This is a genomic window from Neotabrizicola sp. VNH66, from assembly GCF_049445895.1.
GTDB lineage: Bacteria > Pseudomonadota > Alphaproteobacteria > Rhodobacterales > Rhodobacteraceae > Pseudogemmobacter.
Genome location: NZ_JBMSDW010000002.1, coordinates 335785 through 357282, shown reverse-complemented (window position 1 = coordinate 357282; position 21498 = coordinate 335785). Strand labels below are relative to the sequence as shown.

The window sequence follows — 21498 nt, the reverse complement described above, 5'->3', positions numbered from 1 at the left end:
TTAAGTCAGTTCCGGGGGATCTGCGCGGCGAGCACCATGTCGCGCAGCCGCCGGGCCAGCGCCGAAAGCTCGCGCCGCCGCAGGTGCAAGAGGTAATAGGGCGCCACAAGGATCTCGCCCGGCAAGGGCAGTGCCACCAGTTGCGCGGCGACCGGCGGGCGGATCATCAGATCCGCCACCTCGCTGGAGACGGGGGCCACCGCGAAGGATTGGGCGATATAGGCCAAAGCCAAGAGGCTGGACGGGCTGTTGATGACATTCCGCGGCTCAGGCAGGCCAATGCCGGAAAAGGCGGACAGCACCGCCTCGCGGATGGGGGCGCCGCGCTGCTGCATGACCCATTCGTAATCCTGCAATTCGGTCAGCGTCACCACCGGCGCGCGGGCCAGCGGATGATCGGCCCGGGCGAGGATGCTGACCTTTTCATCCGCCATCGGGTGCACCACAAATTCGTTCCCGTCGAATTCCGGCAGGTTGCGGGCCAGCACGAAATCCATCTCTCCCGCCACCAGATGCGAGAGGAGATCGCGGGACGGCAGCACGTCCAGCGTGATTTCCGCCCCCGGGGCCAGCTTGCGCAGGTCCCGCACGGTGGACACCAGCGTGCCCACCGCAGGCCCTGTCACCGCCCCCACCCGGACCGAGCCGCCCAGCCCGCCCAGCACATTGTGCAGATGCAGGCTAAGCCCCTGCAATTCGCGCAGGATGATGGCGGCACGGCGCAGCACCATTTCCCCCACCTCGGTCGGCACCATGCCGCGGGGCTGACGCTGGAACAGGGCGGCGCCCAGATGCCGCTCCACCTCGGCCAGCATGCGCGAGGCGGCGGGTTGCGTCATGCCCAGCACATCCGCCGCCTGCAACAGCTGGCCATGTTCGGCAATGGCCACGATCAGCTGCAGCTGCACCGGCTTCAGCATCTGGCGGATGTTCTGCATGGCTTATCCGTTTTGGTATCTGAAACGTGTCAGAAGTCATTTTACCTGCAATCCGTTCTGGTGCTATCCCCAATGTGCTGTGGAGGAGCAGCCCATCCGTGCCTGATTGTCCGCCCGCAGGGCGGTCATGGTCACCGGCCCTTGCGGGGGCCGGGCGATGTTGTGTCCTCTGCGTGAAGCCGGACGGAAGAGGACGACCATGCTGCATCTTTCCCAGATTCGTTTGCCGCAGGGCGGTCGCACCGTGGTGGCCCGGCAGGGGGACGTGGCGCGGATCGTGCCCGGCGCCATGTCCGTGCTGGAACTGGCGCAGGCGGCCATTGCCGCGGGCCACGGGCTGGCGGATGAGGTCTCGGCCCGCGGGCCGGGTGAGGCAGTGGATCTGTCCGCCGCGCTGGCCGACGGGCGCGTGCTGCTGCCCGTGGATCATCCCGATCCGGCCCATCTGCATCTGACCGGCACCGGGCTGACCCATCTGGGCAGCGCCTCCACCCGCGATGCCATGCATGCCAAGGCCGACCCAGAGACGATGACGGACAGCATGAAGATGTTCCGCATGGGTCTGGAAGGCGGGCGTCCCGCTGCGGGGGCCGTGGGCGCACAACCGGAATGGTTCTACAAGGGCAACGGCCATGTCGCCGTGGCGCCGGGCGCGCCGCTGGTCTCGCCCGGTTTCGCGCTGGATGCGGGCGAGGAGCCGGAGCTGGTCGGCCTCTATCTGATCGGCCCGGATGGCACGCCCTTCCGGCTGGGCTTTGCGCTTGGCAATGAATTCTCGGACCATGTGACCGAGCGGGGGAATTACCTCTGGCTGGCGCATTCCAAGCTGCGGCCCGCCAGCTATGGCCCGGAACTGCGCGTGGGGCCCCTGCCCGCCGATGTGCGCGGCACCAGCCGCATCTGCCGTGACGGCGCGGTGATCTGGGAAAAGCCGTTCCTGTCGGCCGAGGCGAACATGTCCCACACGCTGGCCAATCTGGAGCACCACCACTTCAAATATGCGCTGTTCCGCCAACCGGGCGACCTGCATGCGCATTACTTCGGCACGGCGACCCTGTCCTTTGCCGATGGCATCACCCCCCGGTCGGGCGATGTGTTCGAGATCGAGGCCCCCGATCTGGGCCTGCCGTTGCGCAATCCGTTGCAGGTGGAGCCCGCGCGCCCCGGCATCATCCCCGTCACCGCCCTCTGAGAGCATGCGATGAGCTTCAAACCCGCGCCCTGGCCCCGGAAACTCCGCTCGCAGCACTGGTATGGCGGCAATTCCCGCGACACGATCTATCACCGCGGCTGGCTGAAAAATCAGGGCCACCCGCATGACCTGTTCGACGGGCGCCCGGTGATCGGCATCCTGAACACATGGTCGGACCTGACGCCCTGCAACGGCCATCTGCGCGAACTGGCCGAGAAGGTGAAGAACGGCGTGTGGGAGGCCGGCGGCTTTCCGGTCGAGGTGCCGGTGTTTTCCGCCAGCGAAAACACCTATCGCCCGACCGCGATGATGTACCGCAACATCGCTGCCATGGCGGTGGAAGAGGCGATGCGTGGCCAGCCCATCGACGGCGCGGTGCTGCTGGTCGGCTGCGACAAGACCACGCCCAGCCTCTTGATGGGCGCGGCCTCGACCGACATTCCGTCGATCGTCGTCACCGGCGGGCCGATGCTGAACGGCTGGTTCCGGGGGGAACGGATCGGGTCGGGCACCCATCTGTGGAAATTCTCCGAAGCCGTGAAGGCCGGAGAGATGACGCAGGAGGAGTTTCTGGAGGCGGAGGCGTCGATGTCCCGCTCCTCCGGCACCTGCAACACCATGGGCACCGCCAGCACCATGGCCAGCATGGCCGAGGCTTTGGGAATGGCCCTGTCCGGCAACGCCGCCATTCCCGCGGTGGACAGCCGCCGCCGCACCATGGCGCAGCTGACCGGGCGGCGGATCGTGCAGATGGTGAAGGACGATCTGAAACCGTCGGACATCATGACCAAACAGGCGTTCGAAAACGCCATCCGCACCAATGCGGCCATCGGCGGCAGCACCAATGCGGTGATCCACCTTCTGGCCATCGCGGGCCGTGTCGGGCTGGACCTGACGCTGGACGACTGGGACCGCTGCGGCCGCGACGTGCCGACCATCGTGAACCTGATGCCTTCGGGCAAATATCTGATGGAGGAATTCTTCTATGCCGGTGGCCTGCCGGTCGTGCTGAAACGGCTGGGTGAGGCGGGGATGCTGCACCGCGATGCGCTGACCGTCTCGGGCCAGACCGCGTGGGAGCAGGTGAAGGATGTCACCAACTGGAATGACGACGTGATCCTTCCGGCGGAAAAGGCGTTGACGCAATCCGGCGGGATCGTGGTGCTGAAGGGCAATCTGGCCCCGAAGGGCGCGGTCCTGAAACCCTCGGCCGCCAGCCCGCATCTGATGGTCCACCGCGGCCGCGCCGTGGTGTTCGCGGATATCGACGACTACAAGGCGAAGATCAACGATGACGCGCTGGACATTGACGAGACCTGCGTGATGGTCCTGAAGAACTGCGGACCCAAAGGCTATCCCGGCATGGCCGAGGTCGGCAATATGGGCCTGCCGCCGAAGGTTCTGAAAAAGGGCATCACCGATATGGTGCGGATTTCGGATGCGCGCATGTCGGGCACCGCTTACGGCACCGTGGTCCTGCACACCGCGCCCGAGGCGGCAGCGGGCGGCCCGCTTGCGGTGGTGCAGACCGGCGACTTCATCGAACTGGACGTGCCGAACCGCCGCCTGCATCTGGACATTTCCGATGCGGAACTGACCGCCCGGCTGGCCGCATGGCAACCGGCGGCGGATCGTCCGGCCTCGGGCTATGCATGGTTGCATCAGGCGCATGTGGAGGGCGCCGATACAGGGGCGGATCTGGATTTCCTGAAGGGTTGCCGTGGCAGCGAAGTCGGCAAGGATTCGCATTGATGGACCGGCTGAACGTCGCCTTGGTGGGGATTGGCAAGATCGCGCTGGATCAGCACGTGCCCGCACTGCTGGCCAGCGGGGACTGGACTCTGGCTGCCACCTGCTCGCGCCATGGCGCGGTGGAGGGCGTTCCCGCCTTCACCGATTTCACCCGGCTGCTGGAAGACCGGCCCGATATCTCCGTGGTCTCGCTCTGCCTGCCGCCTGTGCCGCGCTTTGCCTATGCCGAGGCTGCGCTCCTGGCGGGCCGCCATGTCATGCTGGAGAAACCCCCCGGTGCGACACTGGCCGAGGTGCGGGAGCTGGAGGCGCTGGCCTCCGCCCGCGGCCTGACGCTTTACACCACATGGCACAGCCGCATGGCCCATGCGGTGGAGCCCGCGCGGGCGTGGCTGGCCGACAAGGCCGTGCAGGAGGCGCATATCACCTGGCGCGAGGATGTGCGGAAATGGCATCCCGGTCAGGACTGGGTGTTCGAACCCGGCGGCATGGGCGTCTTTGATCCCGGCATCAACGCGCTGTCGATCCTGACCCATATCCTGCCGCAGCCGGTGCATCTGACCGAGGCCACGCTGGAATTTCCCGCCAACCGGCAGACGCCGATTGCCGCGCAGCTGCGCTTCTCCGGGCAGGTCACCGCCGATTTCGATTGGCGCCAGACCGGGCCGCAGACCTGGGATATCGTGGTGGAAACCGACCGCGGTCAGCTGGCGCTGCGGATGGGCGGCAATGTGCTGGAGATCGACGGCGCGCCCGCGGGCGGGGCCAATACGATCATGGGCGAATATCCCGCGCTTTATGCCCGGATGGCGGAACTGGTCCGCGCCGGGCAGTCCGAGGTCGATCTGGCTCCGATGATCCATGTCGCCGATGCGCTGACACTGGGCCGCCGCCAGATCACCGATCCGTTCGAATTCTGAGGTCAAGATGTCCTATGTCCCTCATGGAATGCATCTGATCGGCGGCGACTGGGCCGGGTCCGGCGCCAGCTTCCTGTCCGCCCCGGCGCGTGGCGCCGCGCATCGCTTTGCCTCGGGCACGGCAAGGCTGGTGGACAAGGCCGCTCGCGCGGCCGAAGCGGCCTTTGCGGATTACAGCCAGACCAGCCGTGCCGATCGCGCCGCCTTTCTGGAGGCTATCGCCGATGCGATCGAGGCGCGGGCCGAGGCGATCACCGAAATCGGGTCGCAGGAAACCGGTCTGCCCGCCGCCCGGTTGCAGGGCGAACGCGGGCGCACCACGGGGCAGCTGCGGCTGTTCGCCCGGCATATTCTGGCGGGCGACTACCTTGACCGCCGCCACGACCCGGCGCTGCCCGACCGTCAGCCCCTGCCCCGCCCGGATCTGCGGATGATGCAGCGGCCCATCGGCCCGGTGGCGGTGTTCGGTGCGTCTAACTTTCCGCTGGCCTTCTCCACCGCGGGGGGTGACACCGCCTCGGCGCTTGCGGCGGGATGTCCGGTGGTGGTGAAGGGCCATCCGGCGCATCCCGGCACCTCGGAACTGGTGACCGAGGCGGTTCTGGCCGCGATCCATGCCACCGGCATGCCGGCCGGCACCTTCTCGATGATCCATGGCGATACCCATGAAACCGGCGCCGCGCTGGTCACCCATCCGCTGATCCGCGCCGTGGGTTTTACCGGATCTTTGCGCGGGGGAAAGGCACTGTTCGACCTCTGTGCCGCACGGGCGGAGCCGATCCCGTTCTTTGGCGAGCTGGGCAGCGTGAACCCGGTCTTCGTGTTGCCCGCCGCGCTGGCCGCGCGGGCCACGGCAATGGCGCAGGGCTGGGCCGCCAGCCTGACCATGGGCGCCGGGCAGTTCTGCACCAATCCGGGCGTTCTGGTCCTGTCCGAAGGTGGCGATGATTTCATCGCCGCCGCGCGGGCCGCGCTGGAACAGGTGGCGCCGCAGGTCATGCTGACCGACGGCATCGCCGCGGCCTATGGCAGCGGGGCGGACCAGATGGCGGCGGGTGCGCAGTGCCTGATCACCGGCGTGGCCGAGGGGCGGAATGCCCGCCCTGCCCTCATGCAGACCGATACCGCGGGGTTCCTTGCCAATCCCGCGCTGGCGCATGAGGTGTTTGGGCCGCTGGGTCTGATCGTCACCACCCGCGATGCCGCGGACCGCGCCGCGCTGGCCGCCGCCTTCGAAGGTCAGCTGACCGCCACGCTGCAGATGGACGAGGCCGATACCGCCGAGGCCCGCGCCCTGCTGCCGGTGCTGGAACGCAAAGCCGGGCGCATTCTGGTGAACGGCTGGCCCACCGGGGTGGAGGTGGCCGATGCCATGGTTCATGGCGGCCCCTACCCCGCCAGCACGAATTTCGGCGCGACCAGCGTCGGCACTCTGGCCATCCGGCGCTGGCTGCGCCCGGTTTGCTACCAGAACCTGCCCGCGGCGCTGCTGCCCCCGGATCTGGCCGCCTGACTGCGGCCCGACCAACCGCCGGTCCTGCAGGGCCGGTGAACCCGCCGGAAGCCAAGACCGGCACCACATGCGAGGGAGGAACTCACATGACCATCAAGACGCTGCTTGCGACCACCGCCACACTGGCGGCCTTGTCCACCGCCGCCTTTGCCGAAGGCGAGGTGATCGGCTTTTCCCAGATCGGATCTGAATCCGGCTGGCGCGCGGCCGAAACCACCGTGACCAAATCCGGCGCGGAAGAGCGCGGCTATACGCTGCAATTCTCGGATGCGCAGCAGAAGCAGGAAAACCAGATCGCTGCGATCCGGTCCTTCATCGCGCAGGGCGTGGACGCCATCCTTGTCGCCCCCGTCGTGGCGACCGGCTGGGATGCCGTGCTGACCGAAGCCAAAGAGGCCGAAATCCCGGTCGTCCTGCTGGACCGGATGGTGGACAGCGACCCGTCGCTTTACCTGACCGCCGTGGGGTCGAACCTTGTGCATGAGGGAGAGGTTGCGGGCCAATGGCTGGCCGAGACGGTGGGCGATAAAGAATGCCGCATTGTCGAGCTTCAGGGCACCACGGGTTCCTCGCCCGCCATCGATCGCAAGAAGGGCTTTGAACAGGGCATCGCCGGTCACCCGAACCTGACCATCGTGCAAAGCCAGACCGGCGATTTCACCCGTTCGCTGGGCAAGGAAGTGATGGAAACCTTCCTGCAGGCCGAAAACGGCGGCAAGGACATCTGCGCGCTTTATGCCCATAACGACGACATGGCCGTGGGCGCCATTCAGGCGATCAAGGAAGCCGGGCTGAAGCCGGGGACCGACATTCTCGTCGTGTCGATCGACGCGGTTCCGGATATCTTCAAGGCGATGTCCGAGGGTGAGGCGAATGCCACGGTGGAATTGACGCCGAACATGGCGGGCCCCGCCTTCGACGCGCTGGAAGCCTACTGGAAAGACGGCACCGAACCGCCGAAGTTCATCCAGACCGAGTCGAAGCTTTACACGCAGGCCGATGACCCGGCGGGCGAATATGAAAAGCGCAAGGGTCTGGGCTACTGATCGTCTGACACCGGCCCGGGCCGCCTTTGGCCCGGGTCCCCTTCGCAACGGACAGGAGGCGCGGAATGCTGCTGTCGATCCGGTCTCTGACCAAGTCCTTTCCCGGCACCCGTGCACTGGACGGCGTGGATTTCGACCTGCGCGCGGGTGAGGTTCACGCCCTTCTGGGCGAAAACGGTGCGGGAAAATCCACCCTGATCAAATGCCTGACCGGCGCCTATGCCCGGGATGGCGGCACCGTCACGCTGGACGGGCAGGAGATCGACCCCCGGTCCACCGGCGCGGCACAGGAACTGGGCATCGGCACCGTCTATCAGGAGGTGAACCTGCTGCCGAACCTGACGGTGGCGCAGAACCTGCTGTTCGGGCAGGAGCCGCGGCGGTTCGGCTTTGTGGACCCGCGGGCGATGCGGGTGAAGGCGCAGGCGCTGCTGGCCGAATACGGGTTGGACCTGAACGTGGACCGCGACCTTGGCACCTATTCGGTGGCGATCCAGCAGATCGTGGCCATCGCCCGCGCGGTGGCGCTGTCGGGCAAGGTGCTGATCCTGGACGAACCCACGGCCAGTCTGGACGCGCGCGAAGTGGAAATGCTTTTCACCGTGGTGCGCGGGCTGCGCGACCGCGGGCTGGGGATCATCTTCGTCTCACATTTCCTGTCGCAGGTGTTCGACCTGTGCGACCGGGTCACCGTGCTGCGCAACGGGCGCCATATCGTCACGACCGAGATTGCCGCGCTGGACCGGGTGAAGCTGATCGAGCATATGCTGGGCCGTTCGCTTCAGGATGAGGTGCTGCACGGCCGCCCGCCCGCGCGGACGACCACGCCGATGCTGCGGTTTGAGGGCATCGGCCGTCCGGGCGTGGTGGAGCCGTTCGACCTGACCATCGGCCGGGGTGAGGTGGTGGGGCTGGCCGGACTTCTGGGGTCCGGCCGCACCGAAAGCGCCGAGCTGCTGTTCGGGCTGACCCCGGCGCAGACCGGCACCGCGCGCGACGATACCGGCCCCCTGTCCCTGACCAGCCCGCGGGCGGCCATCGCCCATGGCTTCGGCTTTGCGCCCGAAGACCGCAAGACCTCGGGCATCGTGGCGGATCTGTCGATCCGTGAGAATATCATTCTCGCGCTGCAGGCGCGGCGTGGCTGGATGCGGCCCATTCCCCGGGCCGAGCAGAACCGCATTGCCGAGGACTATATCCGCCGGCTGGACATCCGCACCTCGGGCCGGGAAAAGCGGATCGGAGAGCTGTCGGGCGGCAACCAGCAGAAGGCGGTTCTGGCCCGCTGGCTGGCCATGAACCCGCGGTTCCTGATCCTGGACGAACCCACCCGCGGCATCGACGTGGGCGCCCATGCCGAGATCCTGCATCTGATCCATCAGCTGGTGGACGAGGGCATGTCGCTTCTGGTCATCTCATCAGAACTGGACGAACTGATTGCCGTGTCGAACCGGGTGATTGTGCTGCGCGACCGCCGCCACATTGCCGAACTGACCGGAGACACCATCACGGGCGAGGCCATCATGCGCGCCATCGCCGCCACGGAAGACGCACCCGCATGACCCTGATCCGACGCCTTGCCCCGCAACTTCTGGCCATGGCCGCGCTGATTGCGGCCGTCTCGATCTTCTATCCCGGCTTCCTGTCCGTGCAGCTGACCGAGGGGCGGCTGGTCGGCCCGGTCATCGACATTCTGAAGCGCAGCGCGCCGGTGGCGCTTCTGGCCATCGGCATGACGCTGGTCATTGCCACCCGCGGGATCGACCTCTCGGTCGGCGCCACCATGGCCATCTGCGGCGCGATGGCGGCCTGGGCCATCGGCGCGGGTTACGGCATCGCCGCCGCCATCGGGCTGGCGCTGGTCGCGGGCGCGGTGGCGGGCATCTGGAACGGGGCGCTGGTGGCGCTTCTCGGGGTGCAGCCCTTCGTGGCAACGCTGATCCTGATGACCATGGGCCGCGGGATTGCCCAGCTGATCACCGAGGGCCGCATCCTGACCTTCACCGATCCGGCTTTTGCCTTCCTCGGCTCCGGCTCTGTGCTGGGCCTTCCGGTGCCCACCTGGATCTGGCTGGCGGTGCTGGTCGTGACGGCGCTGCTGGTCCGCCGCACCGTGCTTGGCCTCTTGATCGAGGCGGTGGGGATCAACCGCCGGGCCGCCGCCCTGTCCGGGGTGAATGCCACGGTGCTGCTGATTGCGGTCTATGTGGCCGCGGGGTTGTGCGCCGCGCTGGCCGGGCTGATCGTCACCGCCGACATCCGCGGGGCGGATGCCAATAACGCAGGCCTCTGGCTGGAGCTGGACGCCATCCTGGCCGTGGTGATCGGCGGCAACTCCCTTCTGGGCGGGCGGTTCTCGCTGGTGGCCTCGGTCCTTGGGGCGCTGATCATCCAGACCATCACCGTGGGCATCCGGCTGGCGGGCTTTCCGGCGGAATACAACCTTGTCATCAAGGCGGTGCTGGTCGTGGTGATCCTTGTGCTGCAATCGCCGCGGATGGCGCAGGAATGGCATTTCTGGCGGGCCGAACTGCGCCGCCGCCGTGCCGGTGCGGAAGGAGCCGCCAAATGAACACCCGCGCCTTGCCGCTTTACGTGACCATCGGCATCTTTCTGGTGGGCTGGTTCATCTGCTGGCTGCAGTTTCCGAACATGCTGTCCACCCGGGTCGTGGGCAACCTGCTGACCGACAACGCCTATCTGGGCATCGTCGCCGTGGGGATGACGGTGGTGATCCTGTCCGGCGGGATCGACCTGTCGGTCGGATCGGTCATCGCCTTCACCGGCGTGTTCATCGCGGTGATGCTGCGGGACACCGGTCTGCACCCCCTGCCGGTTTTTGCGCTGGCGCTGGCGCTGGCCACCGGATTCGGCGCGGCGATGGGGTTCCTGATCGACCGGCTGGCCATGCCTGCCTTCATCGTCACGCTGGCGGGCATGTTTCTGGCCCGCGGCGCGGCCTATCTTCTGTCCATCGAATCCGTGCCGATCCAGCACCCGTTTTATGAAGGGCTGACAAAGGCCTATTGGCTGATGCCGGGCAAGGGGCGGCTGACGCTGATCGGCGTTCTGATGCTGCTGACGGTGCTGGCGGGCATGGTGCTGGCGCATCGCACCCGCTTTGGCGCCTCGGTCTATGCGCTTGGCGGGGGGGAGCAGACGGCGCGGCTGATGGGGGTGCGGCAGGGGCGGACGACGGTGCTGGTCTATGCCTTTTCCGGTCTTATGGCGGGGCTGTCGGGGATCGTCTTTTCCATCTACACCGGATCGGGTTATTCTCTGGCCACAGTGGGCACGGAACTGACGGCGATTGCCGCGGTTGTGATCGGCGGAACGTTGTTGTCGGGTGGGGCGGGTTATGTCTTCGGGACGCTGGTGGGGGTGCTGACCATGGGGCTGATCCAGACCTATATCGTCTTCGACGGCTCTCTCTCGTCATGGTGGACAAAGATTGTCATCGGGCTGCTGCTGCTGGCCTTCATCCTGTTGCAGAAGGGTCTTCTGAAACTTTCGGAAACCCGGTTGCGGAGGGCGGGCGCATGATGGCCACCCTGCATGATACCCGCGTCTGCGATCTGGGTGAGGGCGCGTTCTGGCACCCCGGCCGGCAGGAGTTCTTCTGGTTCGACATCCTGAACCGCCGCCTTCTGTCGCAATGCTGTGGCGGGCCCGAGGAATGGCGCTTCGACCGCATCGCCACCGCCGCGGGGCAGGTCGGGCCGGATGAATTCCTGATTGCCACCGAAACCGGGCTGGCGCTGCTGGACCTGCAGGACGGGGCACTGCGCGACCTGATCCCGGTCGAGGCGAACCGGCCCGACACAAGATCCAACGATGGCCGCGCGGACCGGCAGGGCGGGTTCTGGTTCGGCACCATGGGCAAAGCGGCTGAGGCCGGGGCCGGGTCGATCTACCGCTTCTACCGCGGCCATGTGGAGCGGCTGTTCCCGCGCATCACCATTCCCAATGCCATCTGCTTTGCGCCCGACGGCCGCACCGCCTATTTTGCCGATACCGCCGAAGGCATGATCTGGGCCCAGACCCTGGATGCGGACGGCTGGCCGGAGGGGGAACGCCGGGTTCTGGCCGATTTCCGGGAGGAAGGGCTGAACCCCGATGGTGCCGTGGTGGACGAGACGGGCGCCCTTTGGGTCGCGCTTTGGGGGCAGGGGGCGGTGTTGCGGCTTGGCCCCGATGGCACCCGGCTGGAGCGGCACGCGGTGGGTGGGGCGCACAGCTCCTGCCCGGCCTTCGGCGGCCCGGATCTTGGGCATCTTCTGGTGACGACCGCGACCGAGGGGATGGACGACCCCGGCCCCGGTCAGGGCCAGACCTGGCTCTTGACGCCGGGTGTGCGTGGCCTGGCCGAACCTTCGGTGATCCTGTGACCGGGGTGTTCGGCACCCTGCCCGATGGCCGCAAGGTCGAGGCGGTCACCCTGCGCTCGGCCGCGCTGACCGCACGGGTCCTGACCCTTGGCGCCACGGTGCAGGACCTGCGGCTGGAAGGCCGGGACCATCCGCTGGTGATCGGCTACCCCGAGGTCGGCCCCTATCTGGCGGGTGGCGAATATGTCGGCGCGTTGGTGGGGCGGTTTGCCAACCGGATCGGCGGCGCCGCGTTCACGCTGGACGGGGTGCGGCATCAGGTCGATGCCAATCAGAACGGCCGCCACATTCTGCACGGCGGGACGGACGGTATCCACCGGCAACTGTGGACCGTGGCAGAGCAGACCGCGGACAGCGTTACCCTGACCCTGCACCTGCCCGATGGCCATATGGGCTTTCCCGGGGCATTGGACCTGACGGCGGAGATCGCGCTTCGTGACATGGCGCTGTGCTTTGACCTGCGCGCCACCTGCGATGCGGCCACGCCGGTCAGTCTGGCCCATCACGGCTATTTCTGTCTGGACGGCAGCGGCGATATCCGCGGCCACCACCTCTCCATCGCGGCGGACCATTACCTGCCCGTCGATGCGGATCTGATCCCGACCGGAGAGATTGCGCCGGTTCAGGGCACGCCCTTCGACTTTCGCCACGGGCGGCAGATCGGCGGCGGCTATGACCACAATTTCTGCCTGTCCTCTGCCCCCGTCCCGCTGCGGCCGGTCGCGCGTCTGAGCGGGCAGGACGGGCTGTGGATGACGGTGGAGACGACCGAGCCGGGGGTGCAGCTTTATGACGGGCGGCATTTCGGCACCGATGGTGTCGGCCCCTATGCGGGCGTCGCGCTGGAAACGCAGGGCTGGCCCGATGCGGTGAACAGGCCCGGCTTTCCGGACTGCATTTTGCGGCCGGGTCAGGCCTATCGTGCAGTCACCCGCTACGTCTTTCACCGCTGAGCGCACCCCCTGCCGGGCGTGATGGCCCCTAGCAGAAACTCTGATTTCCTGCCCCGCCTGCATCCGCCGTATCCTTTGACGGCACAGCGCTTTTCCATCCCATGCACCCCTGACCGGGGTGACAGCATCCCGACCCTGCGGAACCGGCACGACCGGCGGCGGAGAGGAGCCGCCGCACGGATCGTCCTTTTCTGCGCCGGGGTGTTGCGGGGCAGGCGGGCGCGGCGGCGGGGGCCGATGGGCGGTCTCCGAACCTGGGAGGACGCAATGACAAGACGACAGGGTTTCATCCGTGCGGCGGCGCTGGCGGCGGCACTGGGCGGTGCAGGCACGGCCGTGGCCGAGCCGGTGTTCAAGGACGGGGTGTTGCAACCCCTGCCCGACGGGTTTCCGAACCGGCCCCTTACCATCATCAACGTGGATGATCCGGGCACCCGCGACGGCATCTATGCCCGGTCGCTGCAAGAGGCGCTGCGCAGCATCTCTCCGGTCGAGGTGCTGGTGTCGGACGAACCGGCGCCGTCCTTCGGCACCTTCTATGCGGTGCAGGACATCGGCAGCCGCGAAGGCGGGAACGAGGGCTATTATCCCATCGTCCTGACCATCCCCGGCTCCAGCGCGGATATCCTGGTGGAACCGATCACCGAGGAAACCGGCCTGACGCTGGACGACCTGAACCTTGTGATCGGGACGGAGCGGATTCCCTATGTGCTGATCCAGCGCAAGGATGCCCCTTGGGGCAAGACCTTTGCCGAGCTGGTGGCCCATATCAAGGCCAATCCCGGCAAGGTGAAATACATCAGCCATCAGGTCGGCACCGGCAATGATCTGGCCATGTCCTGGATCATCCAGCAGCTGGATCTGGACGTGAACAAGGTGCCCGCCCCGTCTGACCCTCAGGTCGGTGCCATCGTCGGCGCGGGCGAGGGGGACTTTTCGCTGGCGCAGGCGGATATCGCGCTGAACGCATGGCAGTCGGACAAGGTGGACGTGCTTCTGGTGACGGGCGACAGTGTGCCCGCACCCTGGACGGATGACCCGAACGTGGTCTCGGCCACCGCGGCCGGGCTGCCGCCCGCGCCCTTCGGCCTCTTCATGGGGTTTGTCGTGCCCAAGGAGGTTCCGGCAGAGCGGGTGGAATGGCTTTACACCTTGTTCAAGGCCGCCGCCGAAAGCGAGGTGCACCAGAAGCGCGCGGGCACCATTCCGGGTCTGACCTTCGATATCATCGGGCCGGAGGCCGCGCAGAAGGTGAAGGAGGATATCATCACCTTCCTTGATCCGGTCGTCCGCGACCTGGGCCTGCATATCGACGGCTGACAAAGACGCTGACATGGACACCGGGGGCCCGCATTGACCGGACCCCCGGCCTTTCCGCAGGAGAGACCAAGATGACCGACGAGATTTCGCATCCCATCACCATGGACAAGCGCGTGGATCTGGCGCTGGCCGGGGCTGTGGTCGCCACCGGCCTTCTGGCCATCTGGATGGCGCATGACTTCCGTATCGGCAAGTTTCCCGATCCGCTGACCTCACGCGGGGTGCCCTATATCGCCGGGGGGGCGCTGGTGGCGGGGGGCGCGCTGCTGGCCTTCCGCCGCCTGTCCGGCTGGCGTGATCTGCCGGGTCACCTGACCGTGTCCGAAGGCACCGAGGATGAGGCGGGCCACCCCGCCAGCAGCCTGCGCGCCTTTGCCATCATGGCCTGTGCCTTTGTCTGGGCGGCGCTTCTGGTGCCCGCGGGCTATCTGATCGCCACGCCCTTGTGCCTGTGCGGGATGATGTGGGCCATGCGGGTGCGGGCGCCGCTGCGGCTGATCGGCTTTCCGGTCGGGTTCACGCTGATCACATGGGTGATTTTCGCGCAGATGCTGAACGTTCTTCTGCCGCTGGGGCCGTTGGCACCTTTGGCGCGGCGGCTGGGGCTGATGTATTAGGACCTGCAAAGGATCCGGTGGCAAAGGGCCGCGGCGGAATATCCCGCCGCGGCCCTTTCTTATTGCGCCTGTCCGATGTCGCGCAGCCGTTGCACAGCTTCGGCCCGGGCGGCGGCGGCACGGCGGGCGGTCCTGACGGTGGTCACCGTGCCATAGGCCAGAAAGGCCAGCGCCAGCAGCAGGATGCCCGCGGTCCACGGGCGGCTGACGAATTGCCAGACCGAATTGTCCTGCAACAACAGGCCCGAGCGCAGGTTGTTTTCCATCCCCGCGCCCAGCACCGCGGCCAGCGAGGCGCCCGCGACGGAATAGCCGTAGCGCAGCATGAAATAACCCACGACCCCGAAGCCCAGCATCAGGAACACCTCCAGCACCGAACGGTTGATGGTGTAGATCCCCAGCATCGTCAGACCAAGCGCGCCCACCAGAACCATCGTGCGGTCCAGCCGCACCAGATAGACCAGCGCCTTGCTGATGGGCCAGCCGATCAGCGCGAGCAGCACCGTGGCCCCCAGAAGGCCCGCGACGCAGGCATAAAGCAGCTCCGGCGCCTCGCGGATCATCATCGGGCCGGGCACGAAACCATGGATCAGCAGCGCGCCCAGCAGGATGACCATGGCCCCGCCGGAGGGGATGCCCAGACCGAAGGTCGGCACCATCTCGCCCGCCTGACTGGCGTTCTGCGCGGATTCGTTGGCGGCGATCCCCTCGACCGAGCCTTTGCCGTATTCCTCAGGCCGTTTGGACCAGAGCTTGGACTGCTGGTAGGAGATCACGGCCGAGGCGGTGCCGCTGACCCCCGGAATGGCGCCGATCACGCCGCCGATCAGCGTGCCGATACCCACGGCGGGGGTGATCTTCCACAATTCGCGCAACGGGGGGAAGGTCGCGTCGAACTTGGTCGACAGCTTGTCCCAGTCAAAGCTTTGCCGCATCGACCGGAACAGCTCGCTCACCGCCAGAAGGCCCACCACCGCGGCCGAGGTCTCGATCCCGCCGCGCAACTCGGCAATGCCGAAATCATAGCGCGACACGGCGGTGGTGGGGTCCCGCCCCACCATGGCGATCAACAGGCCGAAGGCGGCCGAGATCAGCCCCTTCACGATATTCTCGGACGTGATCGAGATGATGGCCGTGATGCCGAGGAAATAGAGCGCGAACATCTCGGGTGACAGGAAGACATAGGTCAGCCCGGACAGCGGCACCACCATCAGCAGGAACAGGAAGATCGAGAAGAACTGCCCCACGACCGAGGCATAGAAGGTCACCCCCATGGCCAGCCCGGTCTGCCCCTTGCGGTGCAGCGTATAGCCGTCGATCGCCGTCAATACCGCCGAAGGCGTTCCGGGCAGGCCGACAAGAATGGCCGGAATCGAATTGCCGAAACTGGCGCCGACATTGATCGCCACCAGAAAGGCCACCGCATAGACGGGCGACAGGCCAAAGGTGAAGGGCACCATCACCCCGATGGCAATGACCGAGGTGATGCCCGGCAGCGCCCCCGCTGCCGATCCCCAGACCACCCCGGCAAGGATGATCAGAAGCATGAAAGGGTCCAGCCCGAAGCGCAACGCCTCGGCCAGCGAAGTCAGCATGATATCCATAGCGGCAATCCTCCCAAAGCGCCGTCCGGTTCTGGCCGGGCGCCTTTGGCGCAGGTCCGGCCTTGCGTCCGGCCCCCGGTTGCCTCGGCCGACGGGGTGAATGCGGGGGCGGATCAGACGATTAAGCCGCCGCAAGGCCGGACAGGTCAACATAAACCACTGAAATCATGATATAATATTATCGTATGCCCCTTAGTATGAATGATGATTTCCGGCCCCGGCCCGGATCGGATTATCACGGGTCCACACCGCCAGCGCAGGAGGAGAAGGCATGGCAGTTGCACGGGAAATCGGTCTGGCCATCGTGGGATGCGGCACCATCGGACGTATCCGGGGCATTCTGGCGCGGGATTATCCGGGCATCCGCTGGCTGGGCCTGTGCGATGTGAACGAAGGGCTGGGCCAGCGGCTGAAAGAGGACACGCGGGCCGATTTCTTCACCACGGATTATGAGGAACTGCTGGCCCGCCCCGAGGTGGATGCCGTCATCATCGCCACGGATGAAAACAACCACGCCGGGCCCACGATCATGGCGGCCGGCCTGGGCCACGCGCTGTTCATCGAAAAGCCCCTTGCCACCGACGCGCGGGAATCTCTGACCATCCTCCGCGCGATCGAGGCCGCGGGCGTGGATGCGGTCCTTGGCTACACCCAACGTTTCCGCCGCCGGTTTCTGGCGGTGAAGGAACGGCTGGTCACCGGCCAGATCGGCGATGTGCATTCCGTGGTGACGCGGGCCTTCATGAACCGCATGGTGCCCATTGCCACCGTGCGCCGCACCCAGAACCGCCGCAACCTGACGCCCATGGTGGTCTCGGGCACCCATTCGCTGGACATGAGCCTGTGGCTGATGGAGGGCAAGCAGCCCGCCAGCATCTATGCCCGCTCCACCGACAAGGTGCTGTCGAAATGGGGCACCAAGGATTCCACCTTTGGCATCTTCACCATGGATGACGGGACGATCTTTTCCATGAACATCTCATGGGGCCTGCCCGAGGTCTGGCCCGGCTCGGTCTACGGGCTGGAGATCGGGATCGTCGGCACCGAGGGCGTGATCGACATCGAGGATACGCACCGCGATCTGGTGATGGCCACCAATGTGGCGCAGGGTGGCGGCTATGTGCCCGACGGCTATAACCCGCCCGCCCGGCATGTGGACTTCCTGACCAGCTATCCGCCGGGGGATCTGCATATGGGCCAGCTTTGGGGACCCATGCGTGAGGAAACCGTCAGCTGGTATCAGCGGCTGTGCATGGATCAGCCCACGCCGCATGCTACCGCGCAGGATGGCCACCGCAACCTTGTGCTGACCATGGCGATGGACCTGTCCGCCCGTCGCGGGGCCGAGGTGGCGCTGCCGGTCGATCTGGAGGAGTTGATGGAGGATTAGGCAACGGAGCGCCTTGCCGCGCCCCCGGGGAGGTTTTGCACCTCCCCGGACCCCTCCGCAGGATATTTGGACAATGTGGAATGGGATCGGGTTGCATGCCACGCGGGTGGCGGTGCTTCGCCTGCGACCCGCCCTGTGTTGGACGGGAGAGCCGCAATCAGACACTCCCGCTAATGGGGATGGCGGTGGGGCGCTGCTCAGCTGGCCTGCAGGAGAGACAGCGCCGCGGCCACCTCGGCCACCCGTTCGGCATTGTCGCGGGCGATGCGGCCGTCGGCCATGTAGATGTTGTTTTCAAACCCCACCCGCGCCTTGCCGCCGCGGCGGGCGGCCTCGGTCAGGCAGGCCGTTTCCTGCGGGCCGAAGGCGCAGACCGCCCAATCCGCGACCAGCCCCACCGACCGCGCCCGGGCCAGAGGCGCGTCCATGTCGGCGGCGGCGGAGAGCTGACCGGTCGCATAGCGGCCCAGCACATGCAGCACCTGAAGGCCGTGCCTTGGCACCGTGCCATCGGCCACCAGTCGGGCCAGAACCGCCACCTCGTCAGCCGAATAGAGGATGTGCTGCACCGCCGTTCCCGCCTCGGCGCATTCGGCGAACAGCCGTGCGGTATCCGCGGTGTCGCCGTCGTCCAGAATCTCTCCGATGGCGATGGAGACCGCCGCCGGACGCAGCGCACGGACCAGCGCCCGCTGCTGCGCGGCGGTATAGCGGCCCACCGCTTCGGTGGTGATCTGCACGGCCATGCCGGGCACATGCTGCGCCATCCCGGCCAGAAGCTCCCGGTAGAGGCCGGCATCCAGCACATGCGCGCCCGATCCGTCGCGCACATGGGCATGCAGGCCGTCTGCGCCGGCGGCATGGCAGGCGGCGGCGGTTTCCACCACCTGTTCCACGGTCAGCGGCAGCGCAGGGTGATCGACCCGCCCGCGCCGCGCCCCGTTCGGAGCGACCATCAGCCGGGGCAGCGGCGTCACAGAAGCACCGTCTGCCCGCTGTCGGCGGAGCGGCAGATCGCCTCATAGACGGCGATATTGCCGATCAGTTCGGCCTCGCTCCAGGGATATGGGGCCCGTCCGCGGATGGCATCGGCAAAGGCCTCCAGGTTGGCGGTGACGGCATCGGTCCAGTCGATGCCCACCCGTTCGGGCACGCCGCCTTTGGGGCAGTAGATCCAGTCCGTCACCCCGCCGGGTGTGTCGGGATGGGTGCCGTTGCGCACCTCGACCCAGCCGTCCGAGCCGAAGACGTGAAAGCGCATGAAATGCGGGGTGTTGAGGATCGCCTGCATCTGGCCGGTCATCCCCGCGGCAAAGCCGAATTGCGCCACCACCATATCGCCGGTGGGCCAGCCCAGCGTGCGGTCCCGCACCTGCGCCTGAACGGTGGCGACGGGGCCGAACATCCACAGGAGCAGGTCGGTCAGGTGAATGCCCATCCCGGTCATCCCCGCGCCGGGCGACAGTTCTTTCGAGGTGCGCCAGCCATCGGCGGGAATGCCGATCAGCTTGTTATGGCTGAAGGCGCATTCCACATGCATCACCGTGCCCAGACCGCCTTCGTCCAGCAGCGCCTTCAGCCGCCGCATCGCGGGTTCGAAGCGGCGCTCATGGCCGATGCCCAGCACCACGCCCGCGTCGCGGCAGGCAGTGACAGAAGCGCGGGCGCTGGCCTCGGTCAGGCCCAGCGGCTTTTCGCAGAACACATGCTTGCCCGCGGCGGCCGCGGCGCGGACCTGCTCTTCGTGGAACATATGCGGCGTGGTCAGCACCACCGCCTCAATCGCCGGATCGGAGAGCAGCGCATCATAGCTGTCGCGCGCGGCGATGCCCATGGCCGTAATGTCGGCATGCAGTGCTGTGACGGGTTCGGCCACCGCCACCACCTGCAACTCCGGGTGGCCTTTCAGCCGGGTGGCGATATGGCGGCCCCACCAGCCGAAACCTGCAATTCCCAGCGTCAGCATGCGCTTCCTCCCTGTGCCAGAAACGGCGCGGTTGTGGCATTGAACAGGCCGGGGTTCTCCATGTTCGGCACATGGGCCAGCCCCGGCAGCTGCGTCAGATGGCCCTGCGGGGTGACTTCGGCCATGGCCTGCATCGCGGCGGGGGGTGCGGCCAGATCCTCGGCGCCCACGACATACAGAACCGGCATCGGCAGGCGGGCCAGATGCCGCAGATAATCCAACCCCTGCAAGGCGCGGGCGCAGCCGGTATAGCCGGTGACCGGGGTGGCAAGGATCATCGCTGCGGCGCGGTCGCGCGGGCCGGGCGGGCAGGTGGGAGAGAACCAGCGCGACAAAGTGCCCTCAAGAATCGCCTCCATCCCGCCCGCGGCGATGGCCGCGATCCGGTCGTCCCAGCCCGAGACGAAAGGCGGCGGATTGTCGGCCCGGGCATCGCAGACCACCATCCGCCCGATCCTGTCGGGCTGCGCCAGCCCAAGGCCAAGCGCCGTCATCCCGCCCAAGGACAGGCCCATGACATCGGCCTTGTCCGCGCCGACATGATCCAGCACCGCGGCCATGTCGGCCACTAGCATCGGGAAATCATAGGGGCCTTCGGGTGCGCTGCTCTGGCCATGGCCACGGGTGTCATAGCGGATGACCCGGTGGGTCCGGGTCAGCGCCGTAATCTGGTCGTCCCACATCGTCAGATCTGCGGCCAGAGAGTTGGACAGGAGAAGCCAAGGCCTCCCGTCCTGCCCGTCGATCCGGGCGGAAAGGGTGGCGCCGTTCGCAGGAATGCTGATCCGGGTCATTGCGCGGCCTCCTGCCGGCCCTCGGCGGCATTGATCAGCGGCAGCACCTTTTCCGCCATCAGAACCTTGGACCGCCGCGCCAGCGCCGTATCCACCCAGTCATGCCCGGCATAAAGCAGCGTGCCAAAGCGGCCGGTCTGTTCGCGGAAGGCCAGCAGGTCATCGGCCACCTTGTCCGGTGTGCCGAAGGTGACAAGCCGGTCCATCACATAGTCCAGCGTTACCGCCTCATCCGGCATGGACTGATCCTCCTTGAACAGATTGGCGCGGCCGTTCTTCACCAGCTTGGTCAGAAGCTGGCGGTAATAGAACAGATAGGGGCTGTTTTCCCCCAGGACATAATCACGGGCCACTGCGGGATCGTCTGAGACGAAAACACTTTTCGCCACACGCCAGTTGTCCAGATCGGCCACACGCCCGCCCTGACGACAGCCCTCCTCATAACAGCCGCGATGCGAGGCGACCCATTTCGGCATCAGGAAATTGGCCGAGATCGGGTCCCATCCGCGGGCCGCCGCCGCCGTCACCCCCTTGGAAAAGGGCGCCACCGCGGTGACGATCACCGGCGGATGCGGGCGTTGCAGCGGCTTTCCCACGACGCCCTGCCCGATCTCTTCCATCAGGGTGCGGGCGGTGGAGATGGTCCAGTATTTGCCTTTCAGGTCATAGGGCGGGTTCTGTGTCCACAAGGCCAGCACCATGTCGATGGCCTCCAGAAACATGGCGTTGCGGTCCTGGTCCAGCGTCCCGAAAATCTCGGCATCGGACAAAAGACCGCCCGGGCTGATCCCGAAATTCAGCCGTCCGTCCAGAAGATGGTCCAGCATGGCGATCTGGGCCGCCACATGGGCAGGGTGGATGTTCGGCAGGTTCACCGTGCCGGTGCCCAGCCGCATCTGGCGGACACGGCCTGCCAACGTGGCGATGAACAGCGCCGAGGAGGTGATGTTCTCCGCCGCATCGGTGACATGCTCGCCCACATAGCCTTCGGCAAAGCCCAGCTCATCGGCCAGCAGGAACGCCTCCTGATCCTCGCGCAGCGACTGGCGCCAGTCCTTTGCCAGCGGATGGATGGGCATGGTAAAAAACCCTAGACGCATGAGCG

19 protein-coding genes are annotated in these 21498 nt (G+C 66.7%); 13 read left to right on the top strand and 6 right to left on the bottom strand.

The features are described from left to right. Positions 1 to 5: 5 nt before the first annotated feature. Positions 6 to 938: a LysR family transcriptional regulator gene (locus ACO2Q5_RS04255; protein ID WP_423288360.1), complete on the bottom strand. Its 933-nt coding sequence runs from the start codon at positions 936 to 938 to the stop codon at positions 6 to 8. A gap of 199 nt (positions 939 to 1137) precedes the next feature. Between ACO2Q5_RS04255 and araD1 the strand changes: the two genes are divergently transcribed. From araD1 to ACO2Q5_RS04195, 12 genes are all read left to right on the top strand, one after another. Next, a complete protein-coding gene (gene araD1 / locus ACO2Q5_RS04250; RefSeq protein WP_423288359.1) occupies positions 1138 to 2130 on the top strand; it encodes an AraD1 family protein in 993 nt (330 codons plus the stop codon). A 9-nt stretch (positions 2131 to 2139) separates the two neighbouring features. Then, entirely contained in the window at positions 2140 to 3882 is a 1743-nt protein-coding gene (gene araD, locus ACO2Q5_RS04245) for an L-arabinonate dehydratase (RefSeq protein ID WP_423288358.1), read from the top strand. Next, positions 3882 to 4802 (top strand): Gfo/Idh/MocA family protein, encoded by a 921-nt coding sequence (locus ACO2Q5_RS04240; protein WP_423288357.1) that lies wholly within the window; start codon positions 3882 to 3884, stop codon positions 4800 to 4802. Before araD ends, ACO2Q5_RS04240 begins: the two co-directional genes overlap by 1 nt. 7 nt (positions 4803 to 4809) lie before the next feature. Beyond that, positions 4810 to 6315, top strand: a complete 1506-nt coding sequence (locus ACO2Q5_RS04235) for an aldehyde dehydrogenase (NADP(+)) (RefSeq protein WP_423288356.1) — start codon at positions 4810 to 4812, stop codon at positions 6313 to 6315. A gap of 86 nt (positions 6316 to 6401) precedes the next feature. Then, entirely contained in the window at positions 6402 to 7361 is a 960-nt protein-coding gene (gene ytfQ / locus ACO2Q5_RS04230; RefSeq protein ID WP_423288355.1) for a galactofuranose ABC transporter, galactofuranose-binding protein YtfQ, read from the top strand. 65 nt (positions 7362 to 7426) lie between these two features. Continuing rightward, positions 7427 to 8923 (top strand): sugar ABC transporter ATP-binding protein, encoded by a 1497-nt coding sequence (locus tag ACO2Q5_RS04225; protein WP_423288354.1) that lies wholly within the window; start codon positions 7427 to 7429, stop codon positions 8921 to 8923. Continuing rightward, entirely contained in the window at positions 8920 to 9933 is a 1014-nt protein-coding gene (locus ACO2Q5_RS04220) for an ABC transporter permease (protein WP_423288353.1), read from the top strand. Before ACO2Q5_RS04225 ends, ACO2Q5_RS04220 begins: the two co-directional genes overlap by 4 nt. Next, positions 9930 to 10904 (top strand): galactofuranose ABC transporter, permease protein YjfF, encoded by a 975-nt coding sequence (yjfF, locus tag ACO2Q5_RS04215; protein ID WP_423288352.1) that lies wholly within the window; start codon positions 9930 to 9932, stop codon positions 10902 to 10904. The genes ACO2Q5_RS04220 and yjfF overlap by 4 nt, the downstream gene beginning before the upstream one ends. Beyond that, complete coding sequence (locus ACO2Q5_RS04210) at positions 10901 to 11749, top strand: SMP-30/gluconolactonase/LRE family protein (RefSeq protein WP_423288351.1); 849 nt, start codon at positions 10901 to 10903, stop codon at positions 11747 to 11749. Before yjfF ends, ACO2Q5_RS04210 begins: the two co-directional genes overlap by 4 nt. After that, complete coding sequence (locus ACO2Q5_RS04205) at positions 11746 to 12702, top strand: aldose epimerase family protein (RefSeq protein ID WP_423288350.1); 957 nt, start codon at positions 11746 to 11748, stop codon at positions 12700 to 12702. Before ACO2Q5_RS04210 ends, ACO2Q5_RS04205 begins: the two co-directional genes overlap by 4 nt. 267 nt (positions 12703 to 12969) lie before the next feature. Next, a complete protein-coding gene (locus ACO2Q5_RS04200) occupies positions 12970 to 14022 on the top strand; it encodes a Bug family tripartite tricarboxylate transporter substrate binding protein (protein WP_423288349.1) in 1053 nt (350 codons plus the stop codon). A 71-nt stretch (positions 14023 to 14093) separates the two neighbouring features. Continuing rightward, the gene (locus ACO2Q5_RS04195) at positions 14094 to 14639 is read left to right on the top strand and encodes a tripartite tricarboxylate transporter TctB family protein (protein ID WP_423288348.1); all 546 of its coding nucleotides are present in this window, start codon (positions 14094 to 14096) and stop codon (positions 14637 to 14639) included. Positions 14640 to 14698: 59 nt separating this feature from the next. On the opposite strand, the gene ACO2Q5_RS04190 is transcribed toward ACO2Q5_RS04195, so the two are convergent. Next, entirely contained in the window at positions 14699 to 16243 is a 1545-nt protein-coding gene (locus tag ACO2Q5_RS04190) for a tripartite tricarboxylate transporter permease (RefSeq protein ID WP_423288347.1), read from the bottom strand. Between the two features lie 271 nt (positions 16244 to 16514). On the opposite strand from ACO2Q5_RS04190, the gene ACO2Q5_RS04185 reads away from it, so the two are divergent. Then, a complete protein-coding gene (locus ACO2Q5_RS04185) occupies positions 16515 to 17633 on the top strand; it encodes a Gfo/Idh/MocA family protein (RefSeq protein ID WP_423288346.1) in 1119 nt (372 codons plus the stop codon). A 197-nt stretch (positions 17634 to 17830) separates the two neighbouring features. Here ACO2Q5_RS04185 and ACO2Q5_RS04180 read toward each other — a convergent pair whose 3' ends face one another. The 4 genes from ACO2Q5_RS04180 to ACO2Q5_RS04165 are packed head-to-tail and all read right to left on the bottom strand — an operon-like array spanning position 17831 to position 21493. Further along, the gene (locus tag ACO2Q5_RS04180) at positions 17831 to 18610 is read right to left on the bottom strand and encodes a 3-keto-5-aminohexanoate cleavage protein (protein ID WP_423288345.1); all 780 of its coding nucleotides are present in this window, start codon (positions 18608 to 18610) and stop codon (positions 17831 to 17833) included. Beyond that, positions 18607 to 19599: a Gfo/Idh/MocA family protein gene (locus ACO2Q5_RS04175; RefSeq protein WP_423288344.1), complete on the bottom strand. Its 993-nt coding sequence runs from the start codon at positions 19597 to 19599 to the stop codon at positions 18607 to 18609. The genes ACO2Q5_RS04180 and ACO2Q5_RS04175 overlap by 4 nt, the downstream gene beginning before the upstream one ends. Next, a complete protein-coding gene (locus ACO2Q5_RS04170) occupies positions 19593 to 20393 on the bottom strand; it encodes an alpha/beta fold hydrolase (RefSeq protein WP_423288343.1) in 801 nt (266 codons plus the stop codon). The genes ACO2Q5_RS04175 and ACO2Q5_RS04170 overlap by 7 nt, the downstream gene beginning before the upstream one ends. Beyond that, complete coding sequence (locus ACO2Q5_RS04165) at positions 20390 to 21493, bottom strand: LLM class flavin-dependent oxidoreductase (protein ID WP_423288342.1); 1104 nt, start codon at positions 21491 to 21493, stop codon at positions 20390 to 20392. The genes ACO2Q5_RS04170 and ACO2Q5_RS04165 overlap by 4 nt, the downstream gene beginning before the upstream one ends. Positions 21494 to 21498 lie beyond the last annotated feature (5 nt).

Excerpts from the sequence above, each read along its gene's own strand:
- ACO2Q5_RS04255 (WP_423288360.1), bottom strand. The coding sequence starts at position 938 with ATGCAGAACATCCGCCAGATGCTGAAGCCGGTGCAGCTGCAGCTGATC.
- araD1 (WP_423288359.1), top strand. The coding sequence starts at position 1,138 with ATGCTGCATCTTTCCCAGATTCGTTTGCCGCAGGGCGGTCGCACCGTG.
- araD (WP_423288358.1), top strand. The coding sequence starts at position 2,140 with ATGAGCTTCAAACCCGCGCCCTGGCCCCGGAAACTCCGCTCGCAGCAC.
- ACO2Q5_RS04240 (WP_423288357.1), top strand. The coding sequence starts at position 3,882 with ATGGACCGGCTGAACGTCGCCTTGGTGGGGATTGGCAAGATCGCGCTG.
- ACO2Q5_RS04235 (WP_423288356.1), top strand. The coding sequence starts at position 4,810 with ATGTCCTATGTCCCTCATGGAATGCATCTGATCGGCGGCGACTGGGCC.
- ytfQ (WP_423288355.1), top strand. The coding sequence starts at position 6,402 with ATGACCATCAAGACGCTGCTTGCGACCACCGCCACACTGGCGGCCTTG.
- ACO2Q5_RS04225 (WP_423288354.1), top strand. The coding sequence starts at position 7,427 with ATGCTGCTGTCGATCCGGTCTCTGACCAAGTCCTTTCCCGGCACCCGT.
- ACO2Q5_RS04220 (WP_423288353.1), top strand. The coding sequence starts at position 8,920 with ATGACCCTGATCCGACGCCTTGCCCCGCAACTTCTGGCCATGGCCGCG.
- yjfF (WP_423288352.1), top strand. The coding sequence starts at position 9,930 with ATGAACACCCGCGCCTTGCCGCTTTACGTGACCATCGGCATCTTTCTG.
- ACO2Q5_RS04210 (WP_423288351.1), top strand. The coding sequence starts at position 10,901 with ATGATGGCCACCCTGCATGATACCCGCGTCTGCGATCTGGGTGAGGGC.
- ACO2Q5_RS04200 (WP_423288349.1), top strand. The coding sequence starts at position 12,970 with ATGACAAGACGACAGGGTTTCATCCGTGCGGCGGCGCTGGCGGCGGCA.
- ACO2Q5_RS04195 (WP_423288348.1), top strand. The coding sequence starts at position 14,094 with ATGACCGACGAGATTTCGCATCCCATCACCATGGACAAGCGCGTGGAT.
- ACO2Q5_RS04190 (WP_423288347.1), bottom strand. The coding sequence starts at position 16,243 with ATGGATATCATGCTGACTTCGCTGGCCGAGGCGTTGCGCTTCGGGCTG.
- ACO2Q5_RS04185 (WP_423288346.1), top strand. The coding sequence starts at position 16,515 with ATGGCAGTTGCACGGGAAATCGGTCTGGCCATCGTGGGATGCGGCACC.
- ACO2Q5_RS04175 (WP_423288344.1), bottom strand. The coding sequence starts at position 19,599 with ATGCTGACGCTGGGAATTGCAGGTTTCGGCTGGTGGGGCCGCCATATC.
- ACO2Q5_RS04170 (WP_423288343.1), bottom strand. The coding sequence starts at position 20,393 with ATGACCCGGATCAGCATTCCTGCGAACGGCGCCACCCTTTCCGCCCGG.
- ACO2Q5_RS04165 (WP_423288342.1), bottom strand. The coding sequence starts at position 21,493 with ATGCGTCTAGGGTTTTTTACCATGCCCATCCATCCGCTGGCAAAGGAC.